We start from the raw sequence: 24,350 nt of genomic DNA, 5'->3' as shown, positions 1-24,350 counted from the left end.
TCATGCCCACGGGCGGGCCCCGGATCCCGCAGGGTGCGGCCCGTGGCTCGGGACCGGCCTGGGGTGGTTCACAGTCCCCGTGCCAGCCGGTAGTACGCCTGGTTCCAGCGGAGCTCGCGCCGGAACTGCTTCGGGGTGGTGGTCTCATCGATGAGGGCGAGTTCCAGGCGGAGCATTTCCGCCAGGTCGTCGAGGTGGTCGCAGGTGAGGGCGGTGCTGAGGACGGTGTGGTGCGGTCCTCCGGCCGTCAGCCAGGATTCGGTGGAGGTCCGCAGGTCGGGGCGGGGCCGCCAGACCGCGCGGGCGACGGGCAGGGCGGGCAGCGGGTGAGGGGGTGCCACCACGTCGATGTCGTTGGCGATCAGGCGGAAGCGGTCGCCGAGGTCGGCGAGCCCGACCACCACGGCCGGGCCGGGGGCCGCGTCGAACACCAGGCGCACCGGGTCCTCCCGCCCGCCGATGCCGAGGGGGTGGATCTCGCAGCTGGGCCTGGCGGCCGCGATGGTGGGGCAGACTTCCAGCATGTGCGCGCCGAGGATGAGCTGGTTGCCCGCTGTCAGGTCGTAGGTGTAGTCCTCCATGAAGGAGGTGCCGCCCGGGAGGCCGGTGGCGGCCACCTTGAGGGCGCGCAGCAGGACGGCGGTCTTCCAGTCGCCCTCTCCTCCGAAGCCGTGCCCCTGGGCCATGAGCCGCTGGACCGCGAGGCCGGGCAGCTGGCGCAGTCCGCCCAGGTCCTCGAAGTTGGTGGTGAAGGCCCCGAAGCCGCCCGTTGCGAGGAAGGTGCGCAGGCCGGCTTCGATGCGGGCCGCGTAACGCAGCGAGTCGTGCCGATCGCCTCCCGTTCGCAGTTCCGGCGCCAGGTGGTACAGGTCCGCGTACTCCTCGACGAGGGACGTCACCTCGGTCTCGTCCGCGCTGTCGACGACCTCCACCAGGTCGTTGACGCCGTAGGTGTTGACGGAGACGCCGAAGCGCAGCTGGGCCTCGACCTTGTCGCCCTCGGTGACGGCCACGTCGCGCATGTTGTCGCCGAAGCGGGCGACCTTGAGGGTGGCCAGTTCGGATCGTGCGGCCGCCGCCCGCGCCCAGATCGCGACGCGTGCGGTCGTCACCGGGTCGGTGACGTGGCCGGCCACGGTCTTGCGGGGTACGCCGACACGGGCCTGGATGTGCCCGAACTCGCGGTCTCCGTGGGCGGCTTGGTTGAGGTTCATGAAGTCCATGTCGATGGTGTCCCAGGGCAGGGCCACGTTCGACTGGGTGTGGAGGTGCAGCAACGGCTTGCGCAGCGCGTCCAGTCCGGCGATCCACATCTTGGCCGGCGAGAAGGTGTGCATCCAGGCGATGAGCCCGATGCACCGGTCGTCGGCGTTCGCGTCGAGGCACACCCGGCGGATGGCGTCGGCGTCGGTCAGTACCGGCTTCCACACCACGCGCACGGGAATGCCGGAGGTGTCGGTCAGCGCGGTGGCGATCTGCCGCGACTGGTCGGCGACCTGCTTCAGCGTCTCCTCCCCGTACAGGCCTTGGCTGCCGGTGAGGAACCAGATTTCCTGGGTGGGGGATGCTGCTCGGCTGGGCACATGGACTCCTGAAGGTGACGTCCCGCGACGGTGGCGAGGGCGGCGGGCGGGTGGGGAAGCGGGAACGAACGGCGGGGCGGGGTCAGCCCGCGGTGTGGGTCGTGTCGCGCATGTTCCTCAGGCGGTGCAGCAGGCCGCCGGAGGCGAAGTGGTCGTGCAGGAGCCGGTACTCGGCGAAGAGGGCGTCGTAGGCGTCGGCCCGGGAGGCGTCGGGCGTGTAGACGGCGGGCCGTCGGCGGCCCATGGCGGCGGTGGCCGCTCGTACGTCGGTGTGCGCGCCGGCGGCCACGGCGGCGTGGATGGCCGACCCGAGGGCGGGGCCCTGGTCGGACGCGGCGAGGGAGACGGGGCGGCGTAGCACGTCGGAGTAGATCTGCATCAGCAGTTCGTTCTTGGGCAGTCCGCCGGCGACGATGAACTCGTGCACCGGTACGCCGCCCGCCTCCAGGGCCTCCACGATGACGCGGGTGCCGAACGCGGTGGCTTCGAGCAGCGCGCGGTAGACGTCCTCGGGGCGCGTCGCGAGGGTGAGACCCACGATGACTCCGGAGAGGTGGTGGTCGACGAGGACCGAACGGTTGCCGTTCAGCCAGTCGAGGGCGACCAGTCCGTGGCCGCCGACCGGCTGACGGGCGGCTTTCCGGGTCAGCAGGGTGTGCAGGTCCTCGCCGCGGTCGGCGGCCTCGGCGAGGTAGTCCGACGGGACGCCCTGGTCCAGTACCCAGGCGAAGATGTCACCGACCGCGCTCTGGCCGGCCTCGTAGCCGTAGGTTCCCTCGACGATCCCACCGCCCACGACACCGCAGATGCCGGGGACGTCGGCGAGGACGGGGGTGTTCACGACGTGGCAGGTGGAGGTGCCCATGATGGCGAGCAGTTGACCGTCCTCGACGGCCTGGGCCGCCGCTGCGGTGACGTGGGCGTCGACGTTGCCCGCGGCCACGGCGATGCCGGGGCGCAGGCCTGTCCAAGCTGCTGCCTCGGTACTGAGCGAGCCCACTCGTGAGCCCAGCGCGGAGAGGGGGAATTCGAGGCGGGTGCGCGCGAAGTCGGCGAACCGGGGGTTCAGCGCGGCCAGGTACTCCTCGCTCGGGTACGCGCCGTCCTGGTGGATGCCCTTGTATCCGGCGGTACAGGCGTTGCGGGACTCGGTTCCGGTGAGCTGCCACACGATCCAGTCGGCGGCCTCGATCCACCGCGCGCAGGTTTCGTAGACGAGCGGATCCTCCTCCAAGACCTGGAGTGCCTTCGCGAACTGCCACTCGGCGGAGATCCGGCCGCCGTAGCGGGCGATCCATTTCTCCCCGCGGGCGTGGGCGAGTTCGTTGATGCGGTCGGCATGCGACTGGGCCGCGTGGTGCTTCCAGAGCTTGGGCCACGCGTGCGGTCGTCCGGCGAGCTCCGTCTCGGCGAGGGGAGTCCCGTCGGCCAGCGTGGGCAGGACGGTGCACGCGGTGAAGTCGGTGGCGATGCCGATCACCGCGGCAGGGTCGATCCCGGCCGCCGCCACGGCCTCCGGGACGGCGCGGCGCAGTACGTCCCGCCAGTCCTGGGGGTGTTGCAGGGCCCAGTCCGGAGGCAGCTGCGCACCGCCGTGCGGCAGCTGCCGGTCGATGACTCCGTGCTGGTAGGCGTGGACCGCCGCGGCCAGCTCCTGACCGTCGCGAACCCGCACCACCACGGCGCGGCCCGACAGTGTGCCGAAGTCGACGCCGACCGTGTACTGCTCCGATTCCTCGGAATACGGGGTGGGCGCAAGGTGATGGGGTGACGTCAACAGAGTGCCTTTCGAAGGAGCCGTGGGGCAGCAGGCGGCGCGGCAGGCGGCCCGGCAGGCGGAGTTGCCCGCCGCGATCCTGGCGGCCGGGCGGGTGGTCCCCTCGTAGTGTGAGCGCTAACAATGTCGATCGGCAAGAGGTCCGCGCGAGTCGTATGTGAGCTCCGGCAGCGCAGTGACCTCCGTAGACCTCGGGCGGCCCGAGTGGATCTGCCTTCGACGCGGCGCGGGTTGGGGCACCGTTCCGGTGGCGGGGCCGGAGTCGATGGCGACGCGAAGAGGGGGGAGTCCGCCTCCTTGCCGCACCCGACGCGGTAACGGACAGGTAACGCGCGCAAGGGGGTTGAGAACACGGCTTGTTAGCGCTCACAATGCGACAGCGCCCCCGCCCCAAGGGGATCCCTCGTCTGCCGACCCCGCCCCGCCCCGCCGCCCGACCCGACGCCGCCCGCCCCGGCCGTCGCGCAGCGCGGCACCCCTGGGACCCCTCTTGGGCAAAGCCCGGCCCCGGCCGTGCGGCGCCTTCTCCGTACACCCTGAAAGGACACTCGACATGGCCCGCAGAGCAGTTCTCGTCCTCACCGCCGCCCTTCTCGCCTCCTCGGCGTTGACCGCCTGCTCGACCAAGAGCCCCACCCCGGGCCCCTCCTCGGCAGCCAAGGGAGGCTCCAAGGGCACGATCACCCTCGGCTTCGCCCAGGTCGGCGCCGAGAGCGGTTGGCGTACCGCCAACACGAAGTCCGTCCAGGAGGCGGCGAAGAAGGCCGGGATCACCCTCAAGTTCTCCGACGCGCAGCAGAAGCAGGAGAACCAGATCAAGGCGATCCGCAACTTCATCCAGCAGAAGGTCGACGTCATCGCCTTCTCGCCGGTCGTGGAGTCCGGCTGGGACACGGTGCTGAAGGAGGCCAAGGACGCAGGCATCCCCGTCATCCTCACCGACCGCGCCGTGGACACCAAGGACACCTCCCTCTACAAGACCTTCCTGGGCTCGGACTTCGTCAAGGAGGGCAAGTCCGCGGGCGAGTGGCTGACCGGCGCGTACGCGAACGAGCAGAGCCCGGTCAACATCGTCGAGCTCCAGGGCACCACGGGCTCCGCACCCGCCAACGACCGCAAGGCCGGCTTCGCCGACGTCATCCGTGCCGACGGCAAGTTCAAGATCGTTGCCTCGCAGTCGGGCGACTTCACCCGCGCCAAGGGCAAGGAGGTCATGCAGGCGTTCCTGAAGTCGCAGAAGGACATCGACGTCCTCTACGCCCACAACGACGACATGGCCCTCGGCGCCATCCAGGCCATCGAGGAGTCCGGCAAGAAGCCCGGGACGGACATCAAGGTGATCTCGGTGGACGGGATCAAGGACGCCTTCGTCGCGATGACCGAGGGCAAGATCAACGTGGTGGTGGAGTGCAACCCGCTGCTCGGTGACCAGCTGATGGAGCTGACCAAGAAGGTCGCGGCCGGGGAGAGCGTGCCGGCTCGGGTCGAGACCGCGGAGGGTGTCTTCCCGCAGGACAAGGCCGCGGCCGCGCTGCCGTCCCGGAACTACTGAAACCGCACGTTCCGGTGCGGGAGGAGGCCCGGCCCCGGTGCCTCCTCCACCGTCCGGAGCCCGCTCCACCACCCCACCCATGAGAGGAGGGCGGATGGCATCCCCGTCCACCCCGCGGCCCACGGACGTCGGCGGCCCGCAGCCGCGGCCGGTCCTGGAAGCCCAGGGCATCCGCATGCAGTTCCCGGGCGTGCTCGCCCTCGACGGAGTCGCCCTGCGGCTCTTCCCCGGTGAGGTGCACGCCCTGATGGGCGAGAACGGCGCCGGGAAGTCCACCTTGATCAAGGTGCTCACCGGTGTCCACCCCGCCGACGGCGGCACCGTCCTCGTCGACGGCCGGCCCCACAGGTTCGGCGACCCCCTCCAGGCGCAGCAGGCCGGAATCAGCACCGTCTACCAGGAGGTCAACCTCTGCCCGAACATCTCGGTCGCCGAGAACATCCTCATCGGGCGCGAACCGCGCCGGTTCGGTCTCATCCACTGGTCCGCGATGCGGCAGCGGGCGGCAGAGCTGCTGACGGGACTGGACCTCGACCTGGACGTCACCAGTCTGCTCGGTTCGCACTCCCTGGCGGTGCAGCAGCTGGTCGCCATCGTCCGGGCGGTGGACGTCTCGGCGAAGGTGCTCGTCCTGGACGAACCCACCTCCAGCCTGGATCGCGAGGAGGTCGCCCAGCTCTTCACGCTGGTGCGGCGCCTGCGGGACCGCGGTGCGGCCATCCTGTTCGTCACGCACTTCCTCGACCAGGTATTCGATCTCTGCGACCGCGTCACCGTCCTGCGCAACGGCTGGCTGGAAGGCGAGTACCCCATCGGTGAACTCACTCCGGTGACGCTGGTACAGCGCATGATCGGCGGCGAACTGGCCACCCTCGACCAGCTGTCCGAACGTGCCCACGAGGAAGCGGCCGAACGGGAGACCAGCGAGCCGTTCCTCCAGGCACGACAACTGACCCGCACCGGCTCGATCGAACCGTACGACCTCGACATCCATGCCGGCGAGGTCATCGGGCTGGCCGGCCTCCTGGGCTCAGGCCGCACCGAGGTGGCGCGCCTCCTGTTCGGCGCGGACAGCGCGGACGGCGGAGAAGTGAGCATCGAGGGCAAGAAGGTACTCTTGCGCACCCCCCGCCACGCCATCGCCCGAGGCATCGCGTTCTGCTCCGAGAACCGCAAGTCCGAGGGGCTGGTGGGCGAGCTCACGGTCCGCGAGAACATCATCCTCGCTCTGCAGGCCGCCCGCGGCTGGACCAGGCCGCTGGCCCGTGCGAAACAGGACGAACTGGCACGGCACTGGATCGAAGCCCTGGACATCCGCCCCGCCGACCCTGAAGCGCAGGTACGCCACCTCAGCGGAGGCAACCAGCAAAAGGTCCTCCTCGCGCGTTGGCTGCTGACCGAACCCCGGCTCTTGATCCTCGACGAACCCACCCGGGGCATCGACATCGGGGCCAAGGCGGAGATCCAGAAACTCGTGGCCCGCCTGGCGGGCGAAGGCACCGCCGTGCTCTTCATCTCGGCGGAACTCGAAGAGGTCCTGCGCCTGAGCCACCACATCGCCGTGCTCCGCGACCACCGCATGGTGGCCACCCTCACGAACGACGACAGCGTCACGCCCGAACGCATCCTCACCACCATCGCCACCGGAGCGGACTCATGACCCCCCAGCCTGCCAAGTCCAAGGCGGTCGGCGGAATCGGGAGACGGCTGGCCGGCCACCGCCTGCTGTGGCCGACGCTCATCCTGCTGGCCCTGCTCCTCGGCAACCTCGCGTTCCACCACGACTTCTTCTCCGTCCGCGTACGCGACGGCCACCTCTACGGCAGCCTCATCGACATCCTCCAGTTCGGTGCGCCCCTCACCCTGGTGGCGCTCGGCATGACCCTCGTCATCGCCACCCGCGGCATCGACCTCTCGGTGGGTTCCACCGTCGCCATCGCCGGCGCCCTCGCCTGCGGGCACATCTCCACCGCCGCACATCCCGGCAGCGTCGCCACCATGCTCACGGCCGTCGCCCTCGCACTCGGCGTCGCGCTCGTGCTGGGCCTCGCCAACGGCTTCCTGGTGTCCGGGCTGGGAGTGCAGCCCATCGTGGCCACCTTGATCCTCATGGTCGCGGGCCGGGGCGTCGCCCAGCTGATCACCGGCGGCCAGATCATCACGGTGACCAGCGCCCCCTACAAGATGATCGGAGGCGGCTACTGGCTGACCTTCCCGTTCGCCGTCCTCCTGGCAGCCGCCCTCGTCGCGCTCACCGCCTTCATCACCCGTCGCAGCGCACTCGGCATGCTGATCGAGTCCGTGGGCGGCAACCCCGCGGCCAGCCGCCTGGTCGGCATCCGCGCCGGCGGTCTGCTCGCCCTGGTCTACGTCTTCAGCGCGCTGTGCGCCGCCATCGCCGGGCTGATGATCAGTTCCAACGTCTCCAGCGCCGACGGCAACAACGCCGGCCTGTGGATCGAACTCGACGCGATCCTCGCCGTCGTCGTCGGCGGCACCGCCCTGACCGGCGGACGCTTCTCCCTCGGCGGCACCGTCCTGGGCGCCCTGATCATCCAGACCCTGTCCACCACCGTTTACACCCTCGGCGTCCCACCCGAGACCACTCTCGTCTTCAAGGCCTTCGTCGTCATCGTCGTCTGCCTCGTGCAGTCCCCGGTCTTCCGGGCCAAGGTCCTGCGCCGCCGCAGGACGACCACTCCCCGCTCCCACACCACGGCGGGCGCCGCCCCGCAGCAGCAGGAGGTACGCGCATGAGTACCGGCATCGCGAGCGCCGCCGCTGGGCTCACCCGCCCCTTCGCGGCCGTGTCCCCGCGCACCCGCACCCGTATCCCACTGATCGTCACGGCCGTCCTGCTGGTCGTCATGTTCAGCGTCGGATCGGTGCGCTACGAGGGCTTCCTCTCCGCGCAAGTCGTGCTGAACCTGCTGATCGACAACGGATTCCTCCTGGTCGTCGCCGTCGGGGCGACCTTCGTCATCCTCACCGGCGGCATCGACCTGTCCGTCGGCTCCATGGTGGCCCTGTCGACCATGCTCACCGCCTGGCTCGTCGAGTCGCACGGCTGGCCCCTGGCCACCGTCATTCCACTGGTCCTGCTGGTCGGCGCCGCGAGCGGGGCGCTCATGGGCTGGATCATCCACACCTTCGAGATCCAGCCGTTCATCGTCACCCTGGCCGGCATGTTCCTCGCCCGCGGGCTCTGCTACACGATCAGCACCGAATCCATCACGATCAGCGACCCCACCACGGCGGGAATCGCGCAGACCCGGCTGTACGGCCCGGGGGGACTGTTCGTCTCGATCCCGGTGGTCATCGCCTTGGCCGTGCTGGTGGTCGCCTTCGTCGTACTGCACCACACGCGCTTCGGCCGCAACGTGTACGCGCTGGGCGGCAGTGAGTCCTCCGCACGCCTGATGGGTCTTCCGGCGGGCTCCACCAAGATCGCCGTGTACGCCGTCAGCGGCCTGTGCTCCACACTCGGCGGCCTACTGCTGACCTTCTACATGCTCTCCGGCTACGCCCTCCACGCCATGGGCATGGAACTCGACGCGATCGCCGCCACCGTGATCGGCGGCACGCTGCTGACCGGAGGTTCCGGCTTCGTCCTGGGCACCGCCCTCGGCGTGCTCGTCCTCGGCATGATCCAGACGGTCGTCAACTTCCAGGGCACGCTCAGCTCCTGGTGGACCCGGATCGTCATCGGCGCCCTGCTGCTCGTGTTCATCGTGCTGCAACGTCTGATGAGCGGCCGCCGCCCAGCCGCCGACTGATTCCCGGCTGCTCTGCCTGTCAGCCCCTGCCACAGCGTTCGAGTGCCGCGATCACACCTTGCTTCCCGGCATGCTCTCCGATGGACCGACTTCCAGGGAACACCGTCATGGAACACGCATACGAATCTACCGGCCAGGCCGCTGATCCCAGGCAGACTCCCGGCCCCCGCCTGTCCGCGGCGGGCCGTCCCCTGCGCATGGCCGATGAAGGAACGGGGGAGAGGTGGCGGTTCGGCTTCCCCGGCCGGGCCCGCGCGGAGGTCCACACGCGCGGAGCCCGCCTCCACTCCCTGATCCTGCCGGACCGCTGGGGCCACACTGCCGATGTGGTGCTCGCCGCCCAGGACCCCGCCACCTCCGAGGGTTCGGCACGCTACTTCGGTGCGACGGTGGGCCGTTACGCCAACCGCATCGCGCGCGGCCGGCTCGTCGTCGACGGCGTCACCCACCGGCTCGCCACCCAGGAGAACGGGCACACGCTGCACGGCGGTCCCGACGGGTTCGACCAGCGCGTGTGGCGGTGCGAACCCTTCCACTCCGCGCACCACACCGGTGTCCGCCTGTTCCTGCACAGCCCCGACGGCGACCAGGGATTCCCCGGTGCCCTGAACGTCCGCGTCACCTACACGCTGGACCGGGATGACAACTTGACCCTGTCGTACCAGGCGGTCGCCGACGCGCCGACGATCGTCAACCTCACCAACCACGCCTACTGGAACCTCGAAGGAGAGGGCCGCGGCAACGTCCTGGCCCACCACCTCCAGGTAGCGGCCCCCCTCTACACCCCCGTCGACGCCGAGTTGATCCCCGACGGCCCTCACCGCCCGGTCAGCGGCACCCCGTTCGACCTTCGCCGGCACCGGCGGCTCTCCGACGTCCTGACCCATACGGATGCGCAACTGGCTCTCGCCGGTGGCGGCTTCGACCACAACTGGGTCCTCGACGGCGCCCGGCGAGCCCGTCCTCGGAAGGCCGCCGTGTTGTACGCCCCTGCATCCGGCCGCCGCATGGACGTGCTCACAACGGAACCGGGCATCCAGGTCTACACCGCCCAAGGCCTGACCGGTGACATCACGGGCAAGGGAGGCAGGCCCTACCATGCCTACGCGGGGGTCGCGCTGGAAACCCAGCACTTCCCCGACTCCCCGAACCGTCCCGACTACCCGACGGTCCTCCTGCGCCCGGGTGAGCTGTACCGGTCCACCACGATCCACAGTTTCACCACGGTCACTGCCTGAGAGGGGCGGCGCCGGCCGCCTCCGCGGTCGGTACGGTCGTCGCCTGCCCATCCTGAGCCGCGAAGATCTCCTCCGCCGACCGCTTCGCCCGCACGTTTGCCCGGGTCGCCGTACTGCGGGGGCGCGCCCTCGGCGAACGCCTCCGGCACCTTCCCCGTACGAAGTGCTGTTGGTGCCCGGGGCCCCGCTCGTCACGGGGAGGGCCCTGGGCGCGGTGGGGGTCATTTACCGGGGGGAGAGCTCCTGCGGGCCGTACTGGCGCGCACGATGAGCTCGGGCGCCACCACCAGGTGCGTCGAGTCGTCAGTCCGGCCTTCGATGTGGTCCAGGAGCAGCCCGATGCTGTCGCGGCCGAGCGAGGCGAAGTCCTGACGGATTGTCGTCAGCGGGGGCGGGAAGAACTCCGCCTCGGGGATGTCGTCGAAGCCGGCGACCGCCACGTCCTCTGGCGTGCTCAGGCCCGCTTCCCGCAAGGCCCGTAGCACACCGAGGGCCATCTGGTCGTTGGCGACGAACACAGCGGTGAGGTCCGCTCCCCGCCCTCGTGAAGCCCGGACCCGGCCCGCGAGCTGCTGGCCGGCCTGGTATCCCGACAGCGGACTCCAGTCGCCGCGCAGCAGGGGTGGCACCTCGGCGCCGGCCTCTCGTAGCGCGTCCTCCCACCCCTGCGTGCGGGCCTCGCTCTCGAGCCAGTCGGGAGGGCCCGCGACATGCCATACGGTGGCGTGGCCCGACGCGAGAAGATGTTCCGTGATCATGCGAGCGCCGAGGTTCTGGTCCAGCGACACCCCTGGCAGGTCCAGGGTGTGGCCGCCTTCCACGGTGACGACCGGGCACGGTGCTTCCAATGCCGCCAGGGCCCTCACCGCATCGCGTTGGGGAGTGACGGCGACGATCCCCTCCACGCCCCACCCGGCGAGGTGCTGCATGGCTTCGGCGAGAGCTGTCTGCGTGGCGGTCCGAAGCGTGACGGCGGACGTCAGATAGCCGCGGTCCCGAGCCGCCTCTTGAACGCCCGCCACGGTGCTGGCGGGCCCGTGCAGAGTGGTGTTCACCGCGATGACGCCCAGCGTGTGGGTCCGGCGGGTGACCAGGGCCCGGGCTGCCGAGTTACGGCGGTAGCCCAGCTGCTCGATGACCTGTGTCACGGCGGCCCGGGTCTTGGCGCTGACGTTCGGGTGGTCACTGAGCACCCGTGAAACGGTCTGATGGGACACGCCGGCGACGCGCGCGACATCCGTCATCGTGGGCGCTCGCGAGACGTCTGGGAGCTGGGTCAACTCTCTTCCTTTCCTCATCGAGCGGCCTTCCCTCAAGGTGCCGAACCAGCCGAGGCCCGCACACGTCTCGGGCCGATCGGGAGATTGTCGACGGGGTATTGATGTTGGCGTTCACATTATGCAGCGATGACCGCATGTTGTGGGCAGCAATCTTCTCGTGCCTCTTGAGATTTCAGCGTGTTAGCGTTCACAATTCGACCGGGACAGCTGCGGTCGCGCAGCCGCCATGCCTAGCGCGTGCCCCCGATCGGTCCAGCCCACTCATGCGCGACTGCGGGGCCTGCCGGACACCGGTCCCGAGAAACTGCCGCGGATGTCGGAGAGACGGTGAGAGCGTAGTGAGCAAGACCATCCTCAAGGACCTCCGTCGCGAGGTCCTCGCGGCCAACCTGCGCATCCCCGAGGCCGGTCTGGCCACCCTCACCTGGGGAAACGTCAGCGGAGTGGACCGAGACGCCGGCGTCTTCGTCATCAAGCCATCCGGGGTCTCCTACGCCGACCTCACCGAGGAGGACCTGGTTGCGGTGGCACTGGAGGACGGGCGGATCGTCGACGGGCACCTGAGGCCGTCCACCGACACCGAAACCCATCGGTGCCTCTACCGGGCCTTCCCCTCCATCGGCGGCGTCACCCACACGCACTCGGCGCACGCCGTCGCCTTCGCCCAGGCGCGCCGCCCGATCCCCGTGCTCGGCACGACACACGCCGACACCTTCAACGGGCCCGTCCCCGTGACGGCGGATCTCACCGCCGAGCAGTGCGCGCAGGACTACGAGTACAACACCGGACAGGTGATCGTCGCCCGGCTCGACGGCGACCCCCGTCGGGCCGACGAGGTCCCCGGAGCGCTCGTCTCACGACACGGCCCCTTCACCTGGGGCGCCACCGCGAAGGCTGCGCTGGAGAACGCCGTCGTCTGCGAGGCCGTGGCGGAGATGGCGTTGCACACGCTGGCGCTGGGGTCCCGCCTCGGGGACACCTCCGAACCACCGAGGCATCTGCTGGAGCGGCACTTCACCCGTAAGCACGGCCCGGACGCGTATTACGGCAACACCCCGCACGCCCCGGGCGCCTGAGGCCGCGCACCGCCTCGGCGACGCGGCCGGCGGCTGCTGCGCCTCGGTGTTCCGATGCCGGGCCGCCCTCACCATCCGCCGCAGCGGCGGGGGCCGGATCGCCTGCGTCGGCACCGTGCCGGGGTGCGACCTTGCCCGGGAGCCGGCCGCCTGGCCGGCGCCGACGCACCGCAGCGGCCGGCGCGACCGTCCCGCGTCCGCACCGCGACGGCCGACACCGTCCCGGACGCACGTCGATGTCGCGCCAAAAAGGCAGGTCAACTACCCGTGCAACCAAGCGTCTTGACGGGGCAGTCCGGCTGCTGGCTTGATTGGGAGCGCTCCCACTTTTTGTCCCCCACCCACCAAGGAAGGCTCCACCCGTGCCTCCTGTCACCTCCGCCCGCGGCGTGCCACGTCGCGCGGCCGCCGTGCTCGCCGGCTTCGCGCTGGCCGTCGGCGGCCTGTCCACGGCCGCCCTGACCGTTCCGGTCGCGGCTGCCGCCACAGTGGCCGCCGCTGCCGACACGCCCGTCCGCGTCAACCAGCTCGGCTACCTGCCCGACGGCCCCAAGCGGGCCACCGTGGCCAGCTCCGCGACCGCTCCGCTCGCCTGGCAACTGCGCGACGCCTCCGGCACGGTGGCCGCCTCGGGCACCACCACGGTGCGCGGCGCCGACCAGGCGTCCGGCCAGTCCACGCACCTGGTGGACTTCGGCGCGTACACCGGCACCGGCACCGGCTACACCCTGGGCGTCGGCGGCCAGACCAGCCACCCCTTCGACATCTCCGCATCGCTGTACGACGGACTGCGCGCCGACAGCATGTCGTTCTTCTACCAGCAGCGCAGCGGTATTGCGATCGACGCAGCCCTGGCGGGAGGCAGTGCCTACGCCCGTCCCGCCGGGCACCTGGGCGTCGCCCCGAACAAGGGCGACACCGGTGTGCCCTGCCAGGCCGGGGTGTGCGACTACCAACTGGACGTGCGTGGCGGCTGGTACGACGCGGGCGACCACGGCAAGTACGTGGTCAACGGCGGCATCTCCGTCTGGGAAATGGTCAACTCCTTCGAGCGGGCCCGCCGTTCGGGCGGCGACGCGGCGCTCGGCGATGCGACGCTGCGGGTGCCGGAGCGCGGCAACGGGACGCCGGACGTGCTGGACGAGGCCCGCTGGGAGCTGGAGTTCCTGCTGCGGATGCAGGTCCCGGCCGGGAAGCCGATGGCCGGGATGGCCTTCCACAAGTTGCACGACGCCAAGTGGACCGCCCTGCCGACTCGGCCCGAAGCCGACGCCGAGCAGCGTGAGTTGCACAAGCCGTCGACCGCCTCGACGCTGAACCTGGCGGCCTCGGCCGCGCAGTGCGCCCGGGTGTACGCGCCGTACGACGCCGCGTTCGCCGCGCGCTGCCTGGACGCGGCCCGCCGCGCCTGGACGGCTGCCAAGGCCAACCCGAACGTGCTCGCCCTGGCGACCGACAACACCGGCGGCGGTGCGTACGAGGACGCCGACGTCTCCGACGAGTTCTACTGGGCGGCGGCGGAACTCCTGGCCACCACCGGAGAGTCACAGTACCGGGACGCCGTCACCTCCTCTCCGCACCACACCAAGCCCGTCGACGGGTTCTGGTGGGGCGGCACCGCGACGCTCGGCCGGATCACCCTCGCCACCGTCCCCGGCGTGGCCCTGCCCGCTGACGACACGGCCCGGCTGCGTGGCCTGCTGACCGCGGCCGCCGATGGCCACCTGTCCACCATGGCCGGCCAGGGCTACCCGGTGTCGCTCCCCGCCACCGGGTACGTGTGGGGCTCCAACAGCTCCGTCACCAACAACGCGATGGTGCTGGCCGTGGCGTACGAGCTCACCGGTCAACAGCGGTACCGCGCCGGGGCGCTGGAGTCCCTGGACTACCTGCTCGGCCGCAACGCGCTCGACCTCTCCTACGTCACCGGCTACGGCGAGCGCTCCTCCGAGAACCAGCACCACCGGTTCTGGTCGCACCAGAACGACTCCTCGCTGCCGCACCCGCCGGCGGGTTCCTTCGCGGGCGGCCCGAACGCGGGGCTGGAGGACCCGGTGGCCAAGGAGAAGCTCGCGGGCTGCGCACCGGCGGCGTGCTACGTGGACGACATCGGCTCGTACTCCACCAACGAGGTGGCCATCAACTGGAACGCCTCACTGGCCTGGCTGGCGGCATTCGCGGCTGAGCGGCGCGGCACCCCGGGGATGCCCGAGGTCCAGGTGACACCGGCGGCCGTGACGGTCCCGGAGGGCGGTTCGGCGCCGACGGGCGTGCGCCTGTCGGCCGCGCCCGCGCAGAACGTCACACTGACGGTGGCCCGGAGCTCCGGTGACCAGGACCTGTCCGCAGCCGCGACCCTGGTGTTCACGCCGGCCAACTGGGCGACGGCGCAGCAGGTTTCGGTATCGGCCGCGCAGGATGCCGACGTGTTGTCGGGCAGCGCGACTTTCACGGTCGGTGGTCCTGGCGTGCGGCCGGCGACGTTCACGGCGACGGAGGCGGACGACGACGCGTCGGCGGCCCCCTGCACGGTGGCGTACCGGATCGACAACGCCTGGGGCAACGGCTTCACGGCGACGGTGACCGTGAGGAACACCGGAACCTCGGCGATCTCCGGGTGGACCCTCGGCTGGAGCTTCACGGGTGATCAGCGGATCAGCAACGCCTGGAACGCCACGGTGAGCCAGTCGGGCAGCACGGTCACCGCCCGGGACGCCGGGTGGAACGGCACGCTGGCGCCCGGCGGCAGCGTGAGCTTCGGCTTCCAGGCGACGTATTCGGGTACCAACGCGCTCCCGGCGCGCTACACGCTCAACGGGGCACTCTGCTCCTGAACGAGTGGCCCGCCGCACCAGGAACTCTGGTGCGGCGGACCGCTCGGTGCTCTCAGCTCCGCTGTAGGGGAGTCAGGATGAACGCGAAGTCCGCCGACGCGAGTTCGAGCCGGTACTGAGGCAGGACACCGGGTCCGACAGCGGCGCTGCCGAGGCCCTGGACGGCGTGGTCGGTGTGGAGGTGGATCACCGGGCCCGGACCCCTTCGCGGGCCAGCGACCAGGTGAACCGCAGATGGGACAGGTCCAGCACCTCGTAGCGGTTCTCCACCGCGAGGGTGTCCGCCTCCGGGCCGGGGCCGATTCGGACGGGGGCGATCACCTTCGCGTACTCCAGGAGACCGGGGGAGGGGGTGCGGTCGGGGAGGACCAGGCCGTCGCAGATGAAGTTGCCGTCGTGCAGGTCCTCGCCGAAGTCGCCGCCGTAGCAGAAGAACTCGCGCCCCTGGGCGTCACGGGTGCGCAGTCCCTGGTGGGCGAACTCGGTGAGCAGGAAGGGCTTGCGGTTGCGCGGATCGTCCGCGGGGTCGCCGGAGCCGGCGCGGGCGGGGTAGGAGACCTCGCCCGGCAGCAGTTGTCCCCGGCCGATCCGGGCGACGGCGGCGGGCGGGCGGTACATCTCGCCGTGGACGTCGGTGTACTCGCCGAGCCGGTCGCCCTCGTAGTGAATCGGGCGGGACGGGTCGCGCCGCCGAACCCACTCGGACATGGCCCGAAGGTTGCGGCCGTCCCCCGCCTCGTTGCCGAGCGACCACAGGATGACGCTCGGGTGGTTCTTGTCCCGTTCCACGGTCCGCTCGATGCGGTCCAGGTAGGCGTCGTGCCAGCGGGGGTCGTCGGAGGGGTTGCGCTGCCAGCGCTCTGGGTCGGCGTACTCGAAGCCGTGGGTCTCGAGGTCGCACTCGACCATGACCCGCAGGCCGAGCTCGTCGCACAGGTCGAGAAACGCGGGGTGCGGCGGGTAGTGCGCGGTGCGCACCGCGTTGACGTTGTGCTGCTTCATCAACTCCACGTCGCGGCGCATGGTTTCGAGCGAGAGCGCACGGCCGTGATCGGGGTCGAACTCGTGCCGGTTCACCCCGCGCAGCACCACCCGGCGGCCGTTGACCCGGAGCACCCCGGCCTCGTCGACGGCCACGCTACGGAACCCGAACCGGATCCGGACCCGCTCGCTGCCGGTGGCCAGGTACGCCTCGTAGAGCTGCGGATCCTCCGCGCTCCAGGGCCGTACCGCCGCGAAGGCGAACTCGGCCCCGACCGGCTGGTCGTGGATCCCGAGGACCGGGATGCCGATCCGCACCGGCGCGTCCGCGTCGGCCTCGTCGGCGGGTCCCGCTCCATTCGGCGGGCTGCGGGTTCAGCCGCTCCCGCCTGGTTCCCGCCGACCGTCTGTTGGAGTGGAGCCAGGTCACCCTGGCTCCACTCCATGGTGCGGGTGTGTCACTGGAACTGTGCGAAGAACCTCCAGATCTCTCCCTTGGTCCAGGTCGCGACGCCGCTCTCGTCGGGGGAGCCGTCGACCGGACCGGGCATGTGGCCCCCGTCGAACGCGGCCCATTGGACCGGGTACCCGGCACGGCAGCCCGAGTAGGTGGTGGTGATGTGCGTCCGGCTGCCCGGCGTAGGCTCGCGCGGGCTCTGGGGAGTGCAGCCGTTGTTGCTGACGAATCTGTCGCGTAGGGAGCGTCCTTGCGCAATGTCGAGGACGGAGTCGCTGACGCCGTGGATTGCGAAATAGGCGATGGGCAGGGCGCCGCCGTTGCACCCGCTGATCTCGCCGCCGGAGATGACCGCGACAGCCCTGAAGACGTTCGCCCGGGTGCATGCGAGCGCGTAGCTCATACCGCCGCCCCAGCTGAAACCCGTGGCGAAACGCTGCGCCGTGTTGACGCAGAGACCGCCCTCGATCCGCCGGATCATGCCATCGACGAAGGTGATGTCCTCACCGCCGGAATTGGCCCAGCCGTTGCCGAGGCCCTGGGGGGCGACGAGGATCGCGGTGTTGTCCGATTGTTCCTGTTGGCCGTAGTAGGACCAGGCGTTCCCGCTCGTTCCGCCCGAGGCGACTTCGCCGGCGGTTCCGCCCCGCCAGTGGAACGCGAAGATCAGCCGGTAGGGCCGGCTGTTGGTGTAGTTGGCGGGAACCCTGAGGATGAAGCTGCGGCTCTTACCGCTGCTCTGGATCGTGTGCGTACCGCTCGCCAGGGTCGGGGCGCTGCCGCATCCGCTGCCGCCGGACGACAGCTTGATCATCTGCCATTGCTGGTTGCCGCCGCCCCAGTCGGTGTACTGGACGACGTTGCCGCCGTCGCCGGTGGAGCCGCCCTGTACCTCCACGGCCTTGCCGCTGTTGCGGTTGATCAACCGGACGTGGCCTGCGTCGGAGTCGGCCAGGCGGAACTGCTGGTTGGCCCCGTTGCCGTCGGCCCACTGCGCGATCGCGGCACCGTCGGCGGTCGAGGCGCCGGCCACGTCGAGAACCTTGCCCGAATGCCGGGCCTTGAGCCGGTAGAAGCCGCCGCCGGAATCCACGAACTGCCACTGCTGGTTGGCTCCGTCGCTGCGCGTCCACTGGGTGACCCGCGCGCCGTCGGCGGTGGACACGCCATAGACGTCCAGCGCCTTGCCGCTGTTGCGATTGACCAGGACGTACCAGGCATTGGTGTCCACGGTCGCCGCCTCGGCGGGCGTCGGCTTCACGGCGACGAGCATGCCGATCGCGAGGGTCGCCGCCACCACGGCGGCGAACCGGGACCACCAGCGATGGCTTTGTGGAGGGGCGGGGGAAGCCGCACCGTGGGTCTTCATCGGTTCACCCTTTCGCTGGGGCAGGTCAGGTGCGGGTCCAGCGTTGGTTGCTGCCGTTCGAGCAGGAGTAGAGCTGGATCAGGGTGCCGTTGGCGGTGCCGTTGGCGGCGGCGTCAAGGCAGAGGCCGGACTGGACGCCGACGATGGATCCGTCGGAGTTGAGGCGCCATTTCTGGTTGTCGCCACCCCAGCAGCTGTAGATCTGGACTTTGGCGCCGTTGCCGGTGCCGGCGGCGTCCAGGCACTTGTTGCCGTAGACCCTGAGCTCGCCTCCGGCGGTGTACGACCACTGCTGGTTGGTGCGGTTGTTGCAGTCCCACAGGTTGAGCTGGGTGCCGTCGGTGGTGCTGGCACCGGGCACGTCCAGGCAGCGGCCTGACCCGACGCCCTTGATCTGTCCAGAACCGGGCGAAGGGGTAGGGGAGGTGGCGTTGAGTGCGTTGAGCACGGAGGTGTAGGCGGGCTTCTTGCTGCCGTTGCCGTCGAACAGCAGCGGCGATTGCTCCGATCGCCAGGAGTCGGTGTCGCGCACACCCCAGACGGTGATGCCGAGGCAGCGCGGGACGGCCAGGCAGTCGTTGGTCACGTTGGCGTAGGTCGTGGCCGAGGCGCCCTGGATGTCGAGTTCGGTGACGGCCACGTCGACGCCTAGGGCGGCGAAGCTCTGCAGGGTCGTGCGGAAGTTGCTGTTGTAGGGGCTGTCGTTGTTGAAGTGGGACTGGAAGCCGACGCAGTCGATCGGCACGCCGCGCTGCTTGAAGTCTCGGACCATGGCGTACACGGCCTGGGTCTTGGCCCAGGTCCAGTTCTCGACGTTGTAGTCGTTGTAGCAGAGCTTGGCGGCCGGGTCGGCGGCGCGCGCGGTGCGGAAGGCGACCTCGATCCAGTCGTTGCCGGTGCGCTGCAGGTTGGAGTCGCGCCGGGCCCCCGAGCTGCCGTCGGCAAAGGCCTCGTTCACGACGTCCCACTGGACGATCTTGCCCTTGTAGTGGGCCATCACGCCGTTGATGTGGTTGGTCATCGCCTGGCGCAGCGTGCCGCCGCTGAGGCTCTGCATCCAGCCGGGCTGCTGGGAGTGCCAGGCCAGGGTGTGGCCGCGTACCTGCTTGCCGTTCTGCACCGCCCAGTTGTAGACGCGGTCACCGGCGGTGAAGTTGAACTGGCCCTGCTGGGGTTCGGTGGCGTCGATCTTCATCTCGTTCTCGGGCGTCACCGAGTTGAACTCGCGGCCGGCGATCGTCGTGTACGCCGAGTCGTTGAGCCTGCCCGAGGCGATGGCGGTGCCGAAGTAACGGCCGCTCTGCGCCGCCGCGCCACCGAGCGTGCTCTCGGCGGCATGTGAGGTCAGCGGAGCCACCAGCACGGCGGCCGAACCGAGGACGCCGACGACCAGGGCCGTACGAAGACGGCCGATCTTCCGGCGGACGGTGGGTGGGGGAATGGCATTTGAGCCCATGAAAGAGCCTCCAGGACAGGAATCACGGAAGGATTGGAGCGCGGCAGAGTGAATCCGCGTGAACGACGCCCGCGTCCATTGACAAAGGACGCTCACCACAAGGGCGTAAAGATCCAAGGCCGGCACCCGGCACCCGGACACAGACGGGCGGCACCGCCTCGGGCCTCAGTCTGGAAACCCCGCCGAAACATGTCAAGAGTTTCGAAAGAATTTCGAGAACCCTCCCTCGATGCAGCCCCGTTGCCGCTTTCCATTGCGCGATCCTCACCGAAAGTATTTCGAGACTCGTGTTGTCCCCTGGACATCCATCGCATTCACTTTCGGGCAACCAATCCCGCCATAAACTTCCGGGAGCCGGGACTGCGCGTGCAATGGGCCGCGGTGCGCAGGACGGAGGCCAGGGCGGGCGCCGGCCACGTCGATCACGGGGGCCGGTCAGCGTAGGACCGTGTGGAACTCCAGTGCGGGGTTGGCGTTCTTGACGAGGGACTTGGCCTGCTCCGGCCACCACACGCCGGCCGCGGGATCGACGATCCCGTACTCCGGGTCGATGGTGCCGCCCGGGATGCTGCGGTTGCACTGGCCGTCGGACTGTCCGACGGTCTTGATCCACACGTAGGCGTCGACGAGCGGGACGCCGGTGTTCGCGGTCGGCCGGTCGCCGATGCCGCGACCGGGAGCGTTGCACCAGGTTTGCGGGTCGCCGCTGCTGATCCCGATGCGGTGTTCGCGGCCTCCGACGCGATGGCCATCGGCGCTCTGCGCACCTTGCGGGAACGGGGGCTCCGGGTGCCCGGGGACATCGCGGTGATCGGCTTCAATGACCTGGCGAGCGCCCGGCACACCAGCCCGCCGCTGACCACGGTCCATCAGCCGGTGCGGGCGCTGGGGCAGGAGAGGGCCAGGATGCTGGTCAGTGCCATCGAAGGAAACCGCCCCAGCCGCTGATCCTCCCGACCCGCCTGACCGTGCGCGAGTCCGCCCCCGGTCTGCCCGCGTCGGCCTGATCGGTGGGCGCTTCCGGCAGGGTCACGCACGGCCCCGTACCGGGGCCCCAAAGTTCGGGGCAGGGCGGTTCCGGGTCAGGGCGGGGCGCGGGTCAGACGCTGAGGAGGTGGTTCTCCGTATCGGCTCCGCGAGGCTGCTGCCACCGGCAGATGGCGGACTGGTCCGCCGGGACGCCGACCGGGATCCGGGACGGACCGCGGGCATCATCGACGCTGGTGTCCCGGCGGTTCCTGTCGGCCCGGGTACGTGACGTCGAACCACGTGTAGTGGGCTTGGGTGGTGGAGGGGCGGCCGTTGGAGGTGGCGTAGAGGCCGAGCTGGATGCTGGTGAACAGCGGGGTGAGGAAGGTGGCTTCGACGGTGGTCAGGTCCTGCCAGGCACCGCCGGGTGCCGCGTAGGCGAAGGTGTGGCTGAAGCCGCGGATGCGGACTCCGAGGCGAACGGGGCCCGGGGGGACGGGAACGCCGGCCAGGACCTCGGGCCCGCGGCGGAGGCTGAGTCCTTCCGCGGTGCGAAGGAAGAGGAGATGGGTGTCGTCGTCGAGGACTACGGCGAGGCCCGCCTGTTCGTCCGGTGCGGCGGGGGTGAAGTGCAGTTCGGTGGAGACGTCACAGTCGGGTTGTTCCTGGGGGCGGGCCAGGAGGGACGGGGTGGTGCGTTCGCCGAGGCGTTCGGGGCGGAGCTGGAGGCGGAGCCCGTCGCCGGTGGTCCAGAACCGCGCGGGCGGGGTGCGCAGGGTGCTCCAGTCGGCGGAGAGGGTGTCGAAGCCGTCGTGGAGGGGGCGGCGAAGGTCGGTGTGGACGACGGGGGAGAAGACCGGCCAGCCGTCGTCCCAGGTGATCCGGCTGAGGAAGGTCTCGCGGCCGAGGGCGGAGCCCGGGCGGACGCCCAGGAGGACGGCCCGCCAGTCGCCGTACGGGGTTTGGACGAGGTCGGCGTGCCCGGTGCAGGTGACCGGTCCCTTGGCGGCTGGTAGCACCGGGTTGCCGGGGGCGCTCTCGTAGGGGCCGGTCACGCGGTCGGCGCGGGCGGCCACCACGCTGTGGTCCACGTCGGTGCCGCCCTCGGCGGTGAGCAGAAGATAGGTGCCGTCGATCTTGTAGAGGTGCGGGGCTTCCGCCCATCGGGCGCCCGGGTGGCTTCCCGACCACAGGACGTGCTCGGGTCCCGTAAGCCGTCGTTCGCGGGGAAGGTATTCGCGCATCCAGATCTCGGTGCGGCCGGCGGCCTCGTCCAGTACGCGGGCGGCGGTGAACCAGGCCCGGCCGTCGCTGTCGTCCGGTCCGTCGTCGAAGAACAGCGACGGGTCGAAGCCCTCGCCGTCCAGCCAGTGCGGCTGCGACCACGGCCCCGCCGGGTCGGTCGCCGTGACGACGAAATGGCCGGGGCCGTCCATCAGCGTGCAGACGAGATGGAAGACCCCGTCATGGTGCCGGATCGTCGGTGCGAACAGGCCCCGTGAGGGCTCGCACCCGTTGAGGTCGAGCTGAGACGCCCGGTCGAGCGCGGAGCCGATGCGCCGCCAGTTCACGAGATCGCGGCTGTGGAACACGGGAAGGCCTGGGAACCATTCGAAGCTGGACGTCACCAGGTAGTAGTCCGCTCCCACTCGGCAGACGGACGGGTCGGGCCGGAACCCGGGCAGCACGGGATCACCGAAGACCCCGGTCATGGAACCGGGACGATCTCGACCGGCACGGACAGCACCCGGTCGGCCGCCGGGTGGCGTACGGGGCCCTCCAAAGTGAAGGAGCCCTGGAGCGGAAGATCGCCGCTGGACCGTCCGACGGCCACGCCGATCTCCCCGGGCTCCACTCTTCTGCGCAGGTCGAGCCCGGTGAAGGAGGTCCGGTCGGCATGGACGGAGAAGGTGATCCGGGCGGCCGCGCCCGGCTGCAGCTCGACCCTGGCGAATCCGGCGAGCCACCGCTGCGGCCGGACGACGGACGCCACGGGGTCGGAGAGGTACAGCTGGACCACCTCGGTCCCGGTCACCTCGCCGACGTTGCGTGCGGTGACCGAAACGGCGACGGCCCCGTCCGTCGCGGCGACGGGATCCACCGAGAGCTCCGAGCAGGTGAAACTGGTCCAGCTCAGCCCGTGTCCGAAGGGGAACAGCGGGGTCGGGTCCGCCGAGCTCCAGTCGGTGTGCCCGCCGAGCCTGGCGTGCAGGTAGGTGCCGGGCTGGCCGCCGACCCGGCGGGGGATGGAGACGGGCAGCCGCCCGGACGGTTCCGCGGCCCCGCTGATGATCCGGGCCAGCGCCGTCCCGCCCTCCTCGCCGGGGAAGAAGACCTGCACCACGGCCGCTGCGCGCTCGGCCAGCGTGCCGAGCGCGTAGGGCCGTCCGGAGACGAGGACCAGGACGGTCGGCACCTCGGAGTCCAGAACGGCGGAGGCGAGTGCGGCCTGGTCGCCGGGCAGGTCGAGGGTGTCGGCGTCGCAGCCCTCTCCGGAGGTGCCCCGGCCGAACATGCCCGCCCGGTCCCCGAGCACCAGCACGTTCACGTCCGGATCGTCCGCGGTGACCGTGAACCCGGCAGCGGTGAGCGCCTCGCCGAGCGTCGGGATCTCCAGCCCGAGGTCGCCGGGCAGCGCGACGTGGTTGGGGAAGGAATAGCAGCCGAGGAAGGAGCGAGGGTCGTCGGCGTACGGCCCGCTGATCGCGACCCGGCACGGTTGCAGCGGCAGGGTGCCGTCGTTGGCGAGCAGCACGGTGGACCGTTCGGCCAGGAGCCTGGCCAGTGCCCGGTTCTCCGGCGGGTCGAGGTCGACCGGCTCGGGCGTGACGGGTTCCCAGTCGGGGTCGAGCAGGCCGAGCTCGGCCTTCTGCACCAGGACCCGTTCCGCGGCCCGGTCGATGAGCTCCTCGGGTACGCTTCCCGACCGCACGAGTTCGGTCAGCGGCTCGCCGTAGCAGCGGGCCGTGGGCAGCTCGACGTCGATTCCGGCGGTCAACGCCAGCGCGCCGGCCGCGCCGCGCGATCCGGTGACGCCGTGCCGGGTCTCCAGGAAAGAGACCGCGTAGTAGTCGGCGACGACCACACCGCTGAAACCGAGCTCACCCCGGAGCAGTTCGGTCAGCAGCCGTTCGTCGGCGGCCACCGGGACACCGTCCACGTCGGTGTAACTGTTCATCACCGACCGGGCGCCTCCCTCGCGCAGTGCCCGTACGAAAGGCTCGACCAGCACGTCGGCGAACTCGCGCGGCCCCGAGGCGACGGGAGCCATGTTCCGGCCGCCGCGCGAGGCCGAGTACCCGGCGAAGTGCTTGAGCGTCGCCACGATCCCGGCGCCTTCCAAGCCCTGCACATAGGCGGTGCCGATCGCTCCGACGAGATAGGGATCCTCGCCGATGCACTCCTCGGTCCTGCCCCACCGGTAGTCGCGGACCACGTCGAGTACCGGAGCCAGCCCTTGGTGGACGCCGACCCGCCGCATCCCCGCGCCGATGGCGGCGGCCATCTGGCGCACGAGCCCGGGGTCGAAGGATGCGCCCCAGGCCAGCGGCGCGGGGAAGACCGTCGCCCCCAACGTCATGAACCCGGTCAGGCACTCCTCGTGAGCGACCGCCGGTATCCCGAACCGGCCGGATCCGGTCACCTGCTGCTGGAGCGAGGCGAGCCGCGCCATGCCGGCTTCCGCGGTGATCGGCGCGGTGCCGTACACCCGGGTGAGCTGGCCGAGCCCGTGGGCGACGATGTCGTCGAGGCCGGGCGCGGACTCGCCGGAATCGTCCTCCATCGGCGCGACCGGTGTTCCCGGATCCGAAGGCAGCGCCCAGAAGCCGGTGAGCTGACCCGCCTTCTCTTCCAGCGTCATCCGTTTCAACAGATCGGCAACTCGCACGGATACGGGCAGCAGGGGGTCACGCCAGGGCTCGGTCAAGGAGTTCTCCTAGTGCTGTGGCCGGGAAGGTTTGCCGGGTCGCGGTGTTCCGTGCGGTGCATCGCAAGGCGGAG

Annotated in this window: 17 protein-coding genes and 1 pseudogene; 8 read left to right on the top strand and 10 right to left on the bottom strand. The window is 70.4% G+C overall.

The window, feature by feature from the left end:
• Positions 1 to 68: 68 nt before the first annotated feature.
• Positions 69 to 1,583 (bottom strand): L-arabinose isomerase, encoded by a 1,515-nt coding sequence (gene araA / locus ACFWBF_RS09790; RefSeq protein WP_385597878.1) that lies wholly within the window; start codon positions 1,581 to 1,583, stop codon positions 69 to 71.
• Positions 1,584 to 1,665: 82 nt separating this feature from the next.
• The gene (locus tag ACFWBF_RS09785; RefSeq protein ID WP_385597875.1) at positions 1,666 to 3,360 is read right to left on the bottom strand and encodes a ribulokinase; all 1,695 of its coding nucleotides are present in this window, start codon (positions 3,358 to 3,360) and stop codon (positions 1,666 to 1,668) included.
• Positions 3,361 to 3,913: 553 nt separating this feature from the next.
• On the opposite strand from ACFWBF_RS09785, the gene ACFWBF_RS09780 reads away from it, so the two are divergent.
• From ACFWBF_RS09780 to ACFWBF_RS09760, 5 genes are all read left to right on the top strand, one after another.
• The gene (locus ACFWBF_RS09780) at positions 3,914 to 4,912 is read left to right on the top strand and encodes an ABC transporter substrate-binding protein (protein ID WP_385597872.1); all 999 of its coding nucleotides are present in this window, start codon (positions 3,914 to 3,916) and stop codon (positions 4,910 to 4,912) included.
• A 94-nt stretch (positions 4,913 to 5,006) separates the two neighbouring features.
• The gene (locus ACFWBF_RS09775; protein WP_385597869.1) at positions 5,007 to 6,572 is read left to right on the top strand and encodes a sugar ABC transporter ATP-binding protein; all 1,566 of its coding nucleotides are present in this window, start codon (positions 5,007 to 5,009) and stop codon (positions 6,570 to 6,572) included.
• A complete protein-coding gene (locus tag ACFWBF_RS09770; protein WP_385597866.1) occupies positions 6,569 to 7,669 on the top strand; it encodes an ABC transporter permease in 1,101 nt (366 codons plus the stop codon). Before ACFWBF_RS09775 ends, ACFWBF_RS09770 begins: the two co-directional genes overlap by 4 nt.
• On the top strand, positions 7,666 to 8,688 hold the full coding sequence (gene yjfF, locus ACFWBF_RS09765) for a galactofuranose ABC transporter, permease protein YjfF (RefSeq protein ID WP_385597863.1): 1,023 nt from the start codon (positions 7,666 to 7,668) through the stop codon (positions 8,686 to 8,688). The genes ACFWBF_RS09770 and yjfF overlap by 4 nt, the downstream gene beginning before the upstream one ends.
• 107 nt (positions 8,689 to 8,795) lie before the next feature.
• Positions 8,796 to 9,926, top strand: coding sequence for an aldose epimerase family protein (locus tag ACFWBF_RS09760; RefSeq protein ID WP_385597860.1), 1,131 nt, complete (start codon positions 8,796 to 8,798; stop codon positions 9,924 to 9,926).
• Positions 9,927 to 10,147: 221 nt separating this feature from the next.
• Here the strand turns inward: ACFWBF_RS09760 and ACFWBF_RS09755 are convergent, their stop codons facing one another.
• Entirely contained in the window at positions 10,148 to 11,224 is a 1,077-nt protein-coding gene (locus tag ACFWBF_RS09755; protein WP_385597857.1) for a LacI family DNA-binding transcriptional regulator, read from the bottom strand.
• Between the two features lie 320 nt (positions 11,225 to 11,544).
• On the opposite strand from ACFWBF_RS09755, the gene araD reads away from it, so the two are divergent.
• Together araD and ACFWBF_RS09745 are read left to right on the top strand one after the other, a co-directional pair.
• The gene (araD, locus tag ACFWBF_RS09750; protein WP_385597854.1) at positions 11,545 to 12,282 is read left to right on the top strand and encodes an L-ribulose-5-phosphate 4-epimerase AraD; all 738 of its coding nucleotides are present in this window, start codon (positions 11,545 to 11,547) and stop codon (positions 12,280 to 12,282) included.
• A 362-nt stretch (positions 12,283 to 12,644) separates the two neighbouring features.
• Positions 12,645 to 15,116, top strand: coding sequence for a glycoside hydrolase family 9 protein (locus ACFWBF_RS09745; RefSeq protein WP_385597851.1), 2,472 nt, complete (start codon positions 12,645 to 12,647; stop codon positions 15,114 to 15,116).
• Positions 15,117 to 15,168: 52 nt separating this feature from the next.
• Here the strand turns inward: ACFWBF_RS09745 and ACFWBF_RS09740 are convergent, their stop codons facing one another.
• The 5 genes and pseudogenes from ACFWBF_RS09740 to ACFWBF_RS09720 all read right to left on the bottom strand — a co-directional run.
• Positions 15,169 to 15,306: a hypothetical protein gene (locus tag ACFWBF_RS09740; RefSeq protein ID WP_385597847.1), complete on the bottom strand. Its 138-nt coding sequence runs from the start codon at positions 15,304 to 15,306 to the stop codon at positions 15,169 to 15,171.
• Positions 15,303 to 16,415 carry a glycoside hydrolase family 2 TIM barrel-domain containing protein gene (locus ACFWBF_RS09735; RefSeq protein ID WP_385597844.1) on the bottom strand — a complete coding sequence of 371 codons (1,113 nt, stop codon included), beginning with the start codon at positions 16,413 to 16,415 and terminating at the stop codon, positions 15,303 to 15,305. Before ACFWBF_RS09735 ends, ACFWBF_RS09740 begins: the two co-directional genes overlap by 4 nt.
• Before the next feature lie 140 nt (positions 16,416 to 16,555).
• Complete coding sequence (locus ACFWBF_RS09730) at positions 16,556 to 17,854, bottom strand: RICIN domain-containing protein (RefSeq protein WP_385597957.1); 1,299 nt, start codon at positions 17,852 to 17,854, stop codon at positions 16,556 to 16,558.
• Positions 17,855 to 17,948: 94 nt separating this feature from the next.
• The gene (locus tag ACFWBF_RS09725; RefSeq protein WP_385597841.1) at positions 17,949 to 19,379 is read right to left on the bottom strand and encodes an endo-1,4-beta-xylanase; all 1,431 of its coding nucleotides are present in this window, start codon (positions 19,377 to 19,379) and stop codon (positions 17,949 to 17,951) included.
• A 435-nt stretch (positions 19,380 to 19,814) separates the two neighbouring features.
• Positions 19,815 to 20,054: pseudogene (locus tag ACFWBF_RS09720) on the bottom strand (glycoside hydrolase family 6 protein); the annotation flags it as partial.
• Between ACFWBF_RS09720 and ACFWBF_RS09715 the strand changes: the two are divergent.
• A complete protein-coding gene (locus tag ACFWBF_RS09715) occupies positions 19,959 to 20,327 on the top strand; it encodes a substrate-binding domain-containing protein (protein WP_385597954.1) in 369 nt (122 codons plus the stop codon). The pseudogene ACFWBF_RS09720 and the gene ACFWBF_RS09715 overlap by 96 nt on opposite strands.
• 263 nt (positions 20,328 to 20,590) lie before the next feature.
• Here the strand turns inward: ACFWBF_RS09715 and ACFWBF_RS09710 are convergent, their stop codons facing one another.
• The gene (locus tag ACFWBF_RS09710; RefSeq protein WP_385597837.1) at positions 20,591 to 22,060 is read right to left on the bottom strand and encodes a glycoside hydrolase family 43 protein; all 1,470 of its coding nucleotides are present in this window, start codon (positions 22,058 to 22,060) and stop codon (positions 20,591 to 20,593) included.
• Positions 22,057 to 24,276, bottom strand: a complete 2,220-nt coding sequence (locus ACFWBF_RS09705; RefSeq protein ID WP_385597832.1) for a glycoside hydrolase family 3 N-terminal domain-containing protein — start codon at positions 24,274 to 24,276, stop codon at positions 22,057 to 22,059. Before ACFWBF_RS09705 ends, ACFWBF_RS09710 begins: the two co-directional genes overlap by 4 nt.
• Positions 24,277 to 24,350 lie beyond the last annotated feature (74 nt).

Source organism: Streptomyces sp. NPDC060028, from assembly GCF_042736725.1.
Taxonomy (GTDB): domain Bacteria; phylum Actinomycetota; class Actinomycetes; order Streptomycetales; family Streptomycetaceae; genus Streptomyces.
Note: the sequence above shows the minus strand (reverse complement) of the source record. Positions and strands in the feature narration are given on the sequence as shown.

Excerpts from the sequence above, each read along its gene's own strand:
- ACFWBF_RS09780 (WP_385597872.1), top strand. The coding sequence starts at position 3,914 with ATGGCCCGCAGAGCAGTTCTCGTCCTCACCGCCGCCCTTCTCGCCTCC.
- ACFWBF_RS09775 (WP_385597869.1), top strand. The coding sequence starts at position 5,007 with ATGGCATCCCCGTCCACCCCGCGGCCCACGGACGTCGGCGGCCCGCAG.
- ACFWBF_RS09770 (WP_385597866.1), top strand. The coding sequence starts at position 6,569 with ATGACCCCCCAGCCTGCCAAGTCCAAGGCGGTCGGCGGAATCGGGAGA.
- yjfF (WP_385597863.1), top strand. The coding sequence starts at position 7,666 with ATGAGTACCGGCATCGCGAGCGCCGCCGCTGGGCTCACCCGCCCCTTC.
- ACFWBF_RS09760 (WP_385597860.1), top strand. The coding sequence starts at position 8,796 with ATGGAACACGCATACGAATCTACCGGCCAGGCCGCTGATCCCAGGCAG.
- ACFWBF_RS09755 (WP_385597857.1), bottom strand. The coding sequence starts at position 11,224 with ATGAGGAAAGGAAGAGAGTTGACCCAGCTCCCAGACGTCTCGCGAGCG.
- ACFWBF_RS09725 (WP_385597841.1), bottom strand. The coding sequence starts at position 19,379 with ATGGGCTCAAATGCCATTCCCCCACCCACCGTCCGCCGGAAGATCGGC.
- ACFWBF_RS09710 (WP_385597837.1), bottom strand. The coding sequence starts at position 22,060 with ATGACCGGGGTCTTCGGTGATCCCGTGCTGCCCGGGTTCCGGCCCGAC.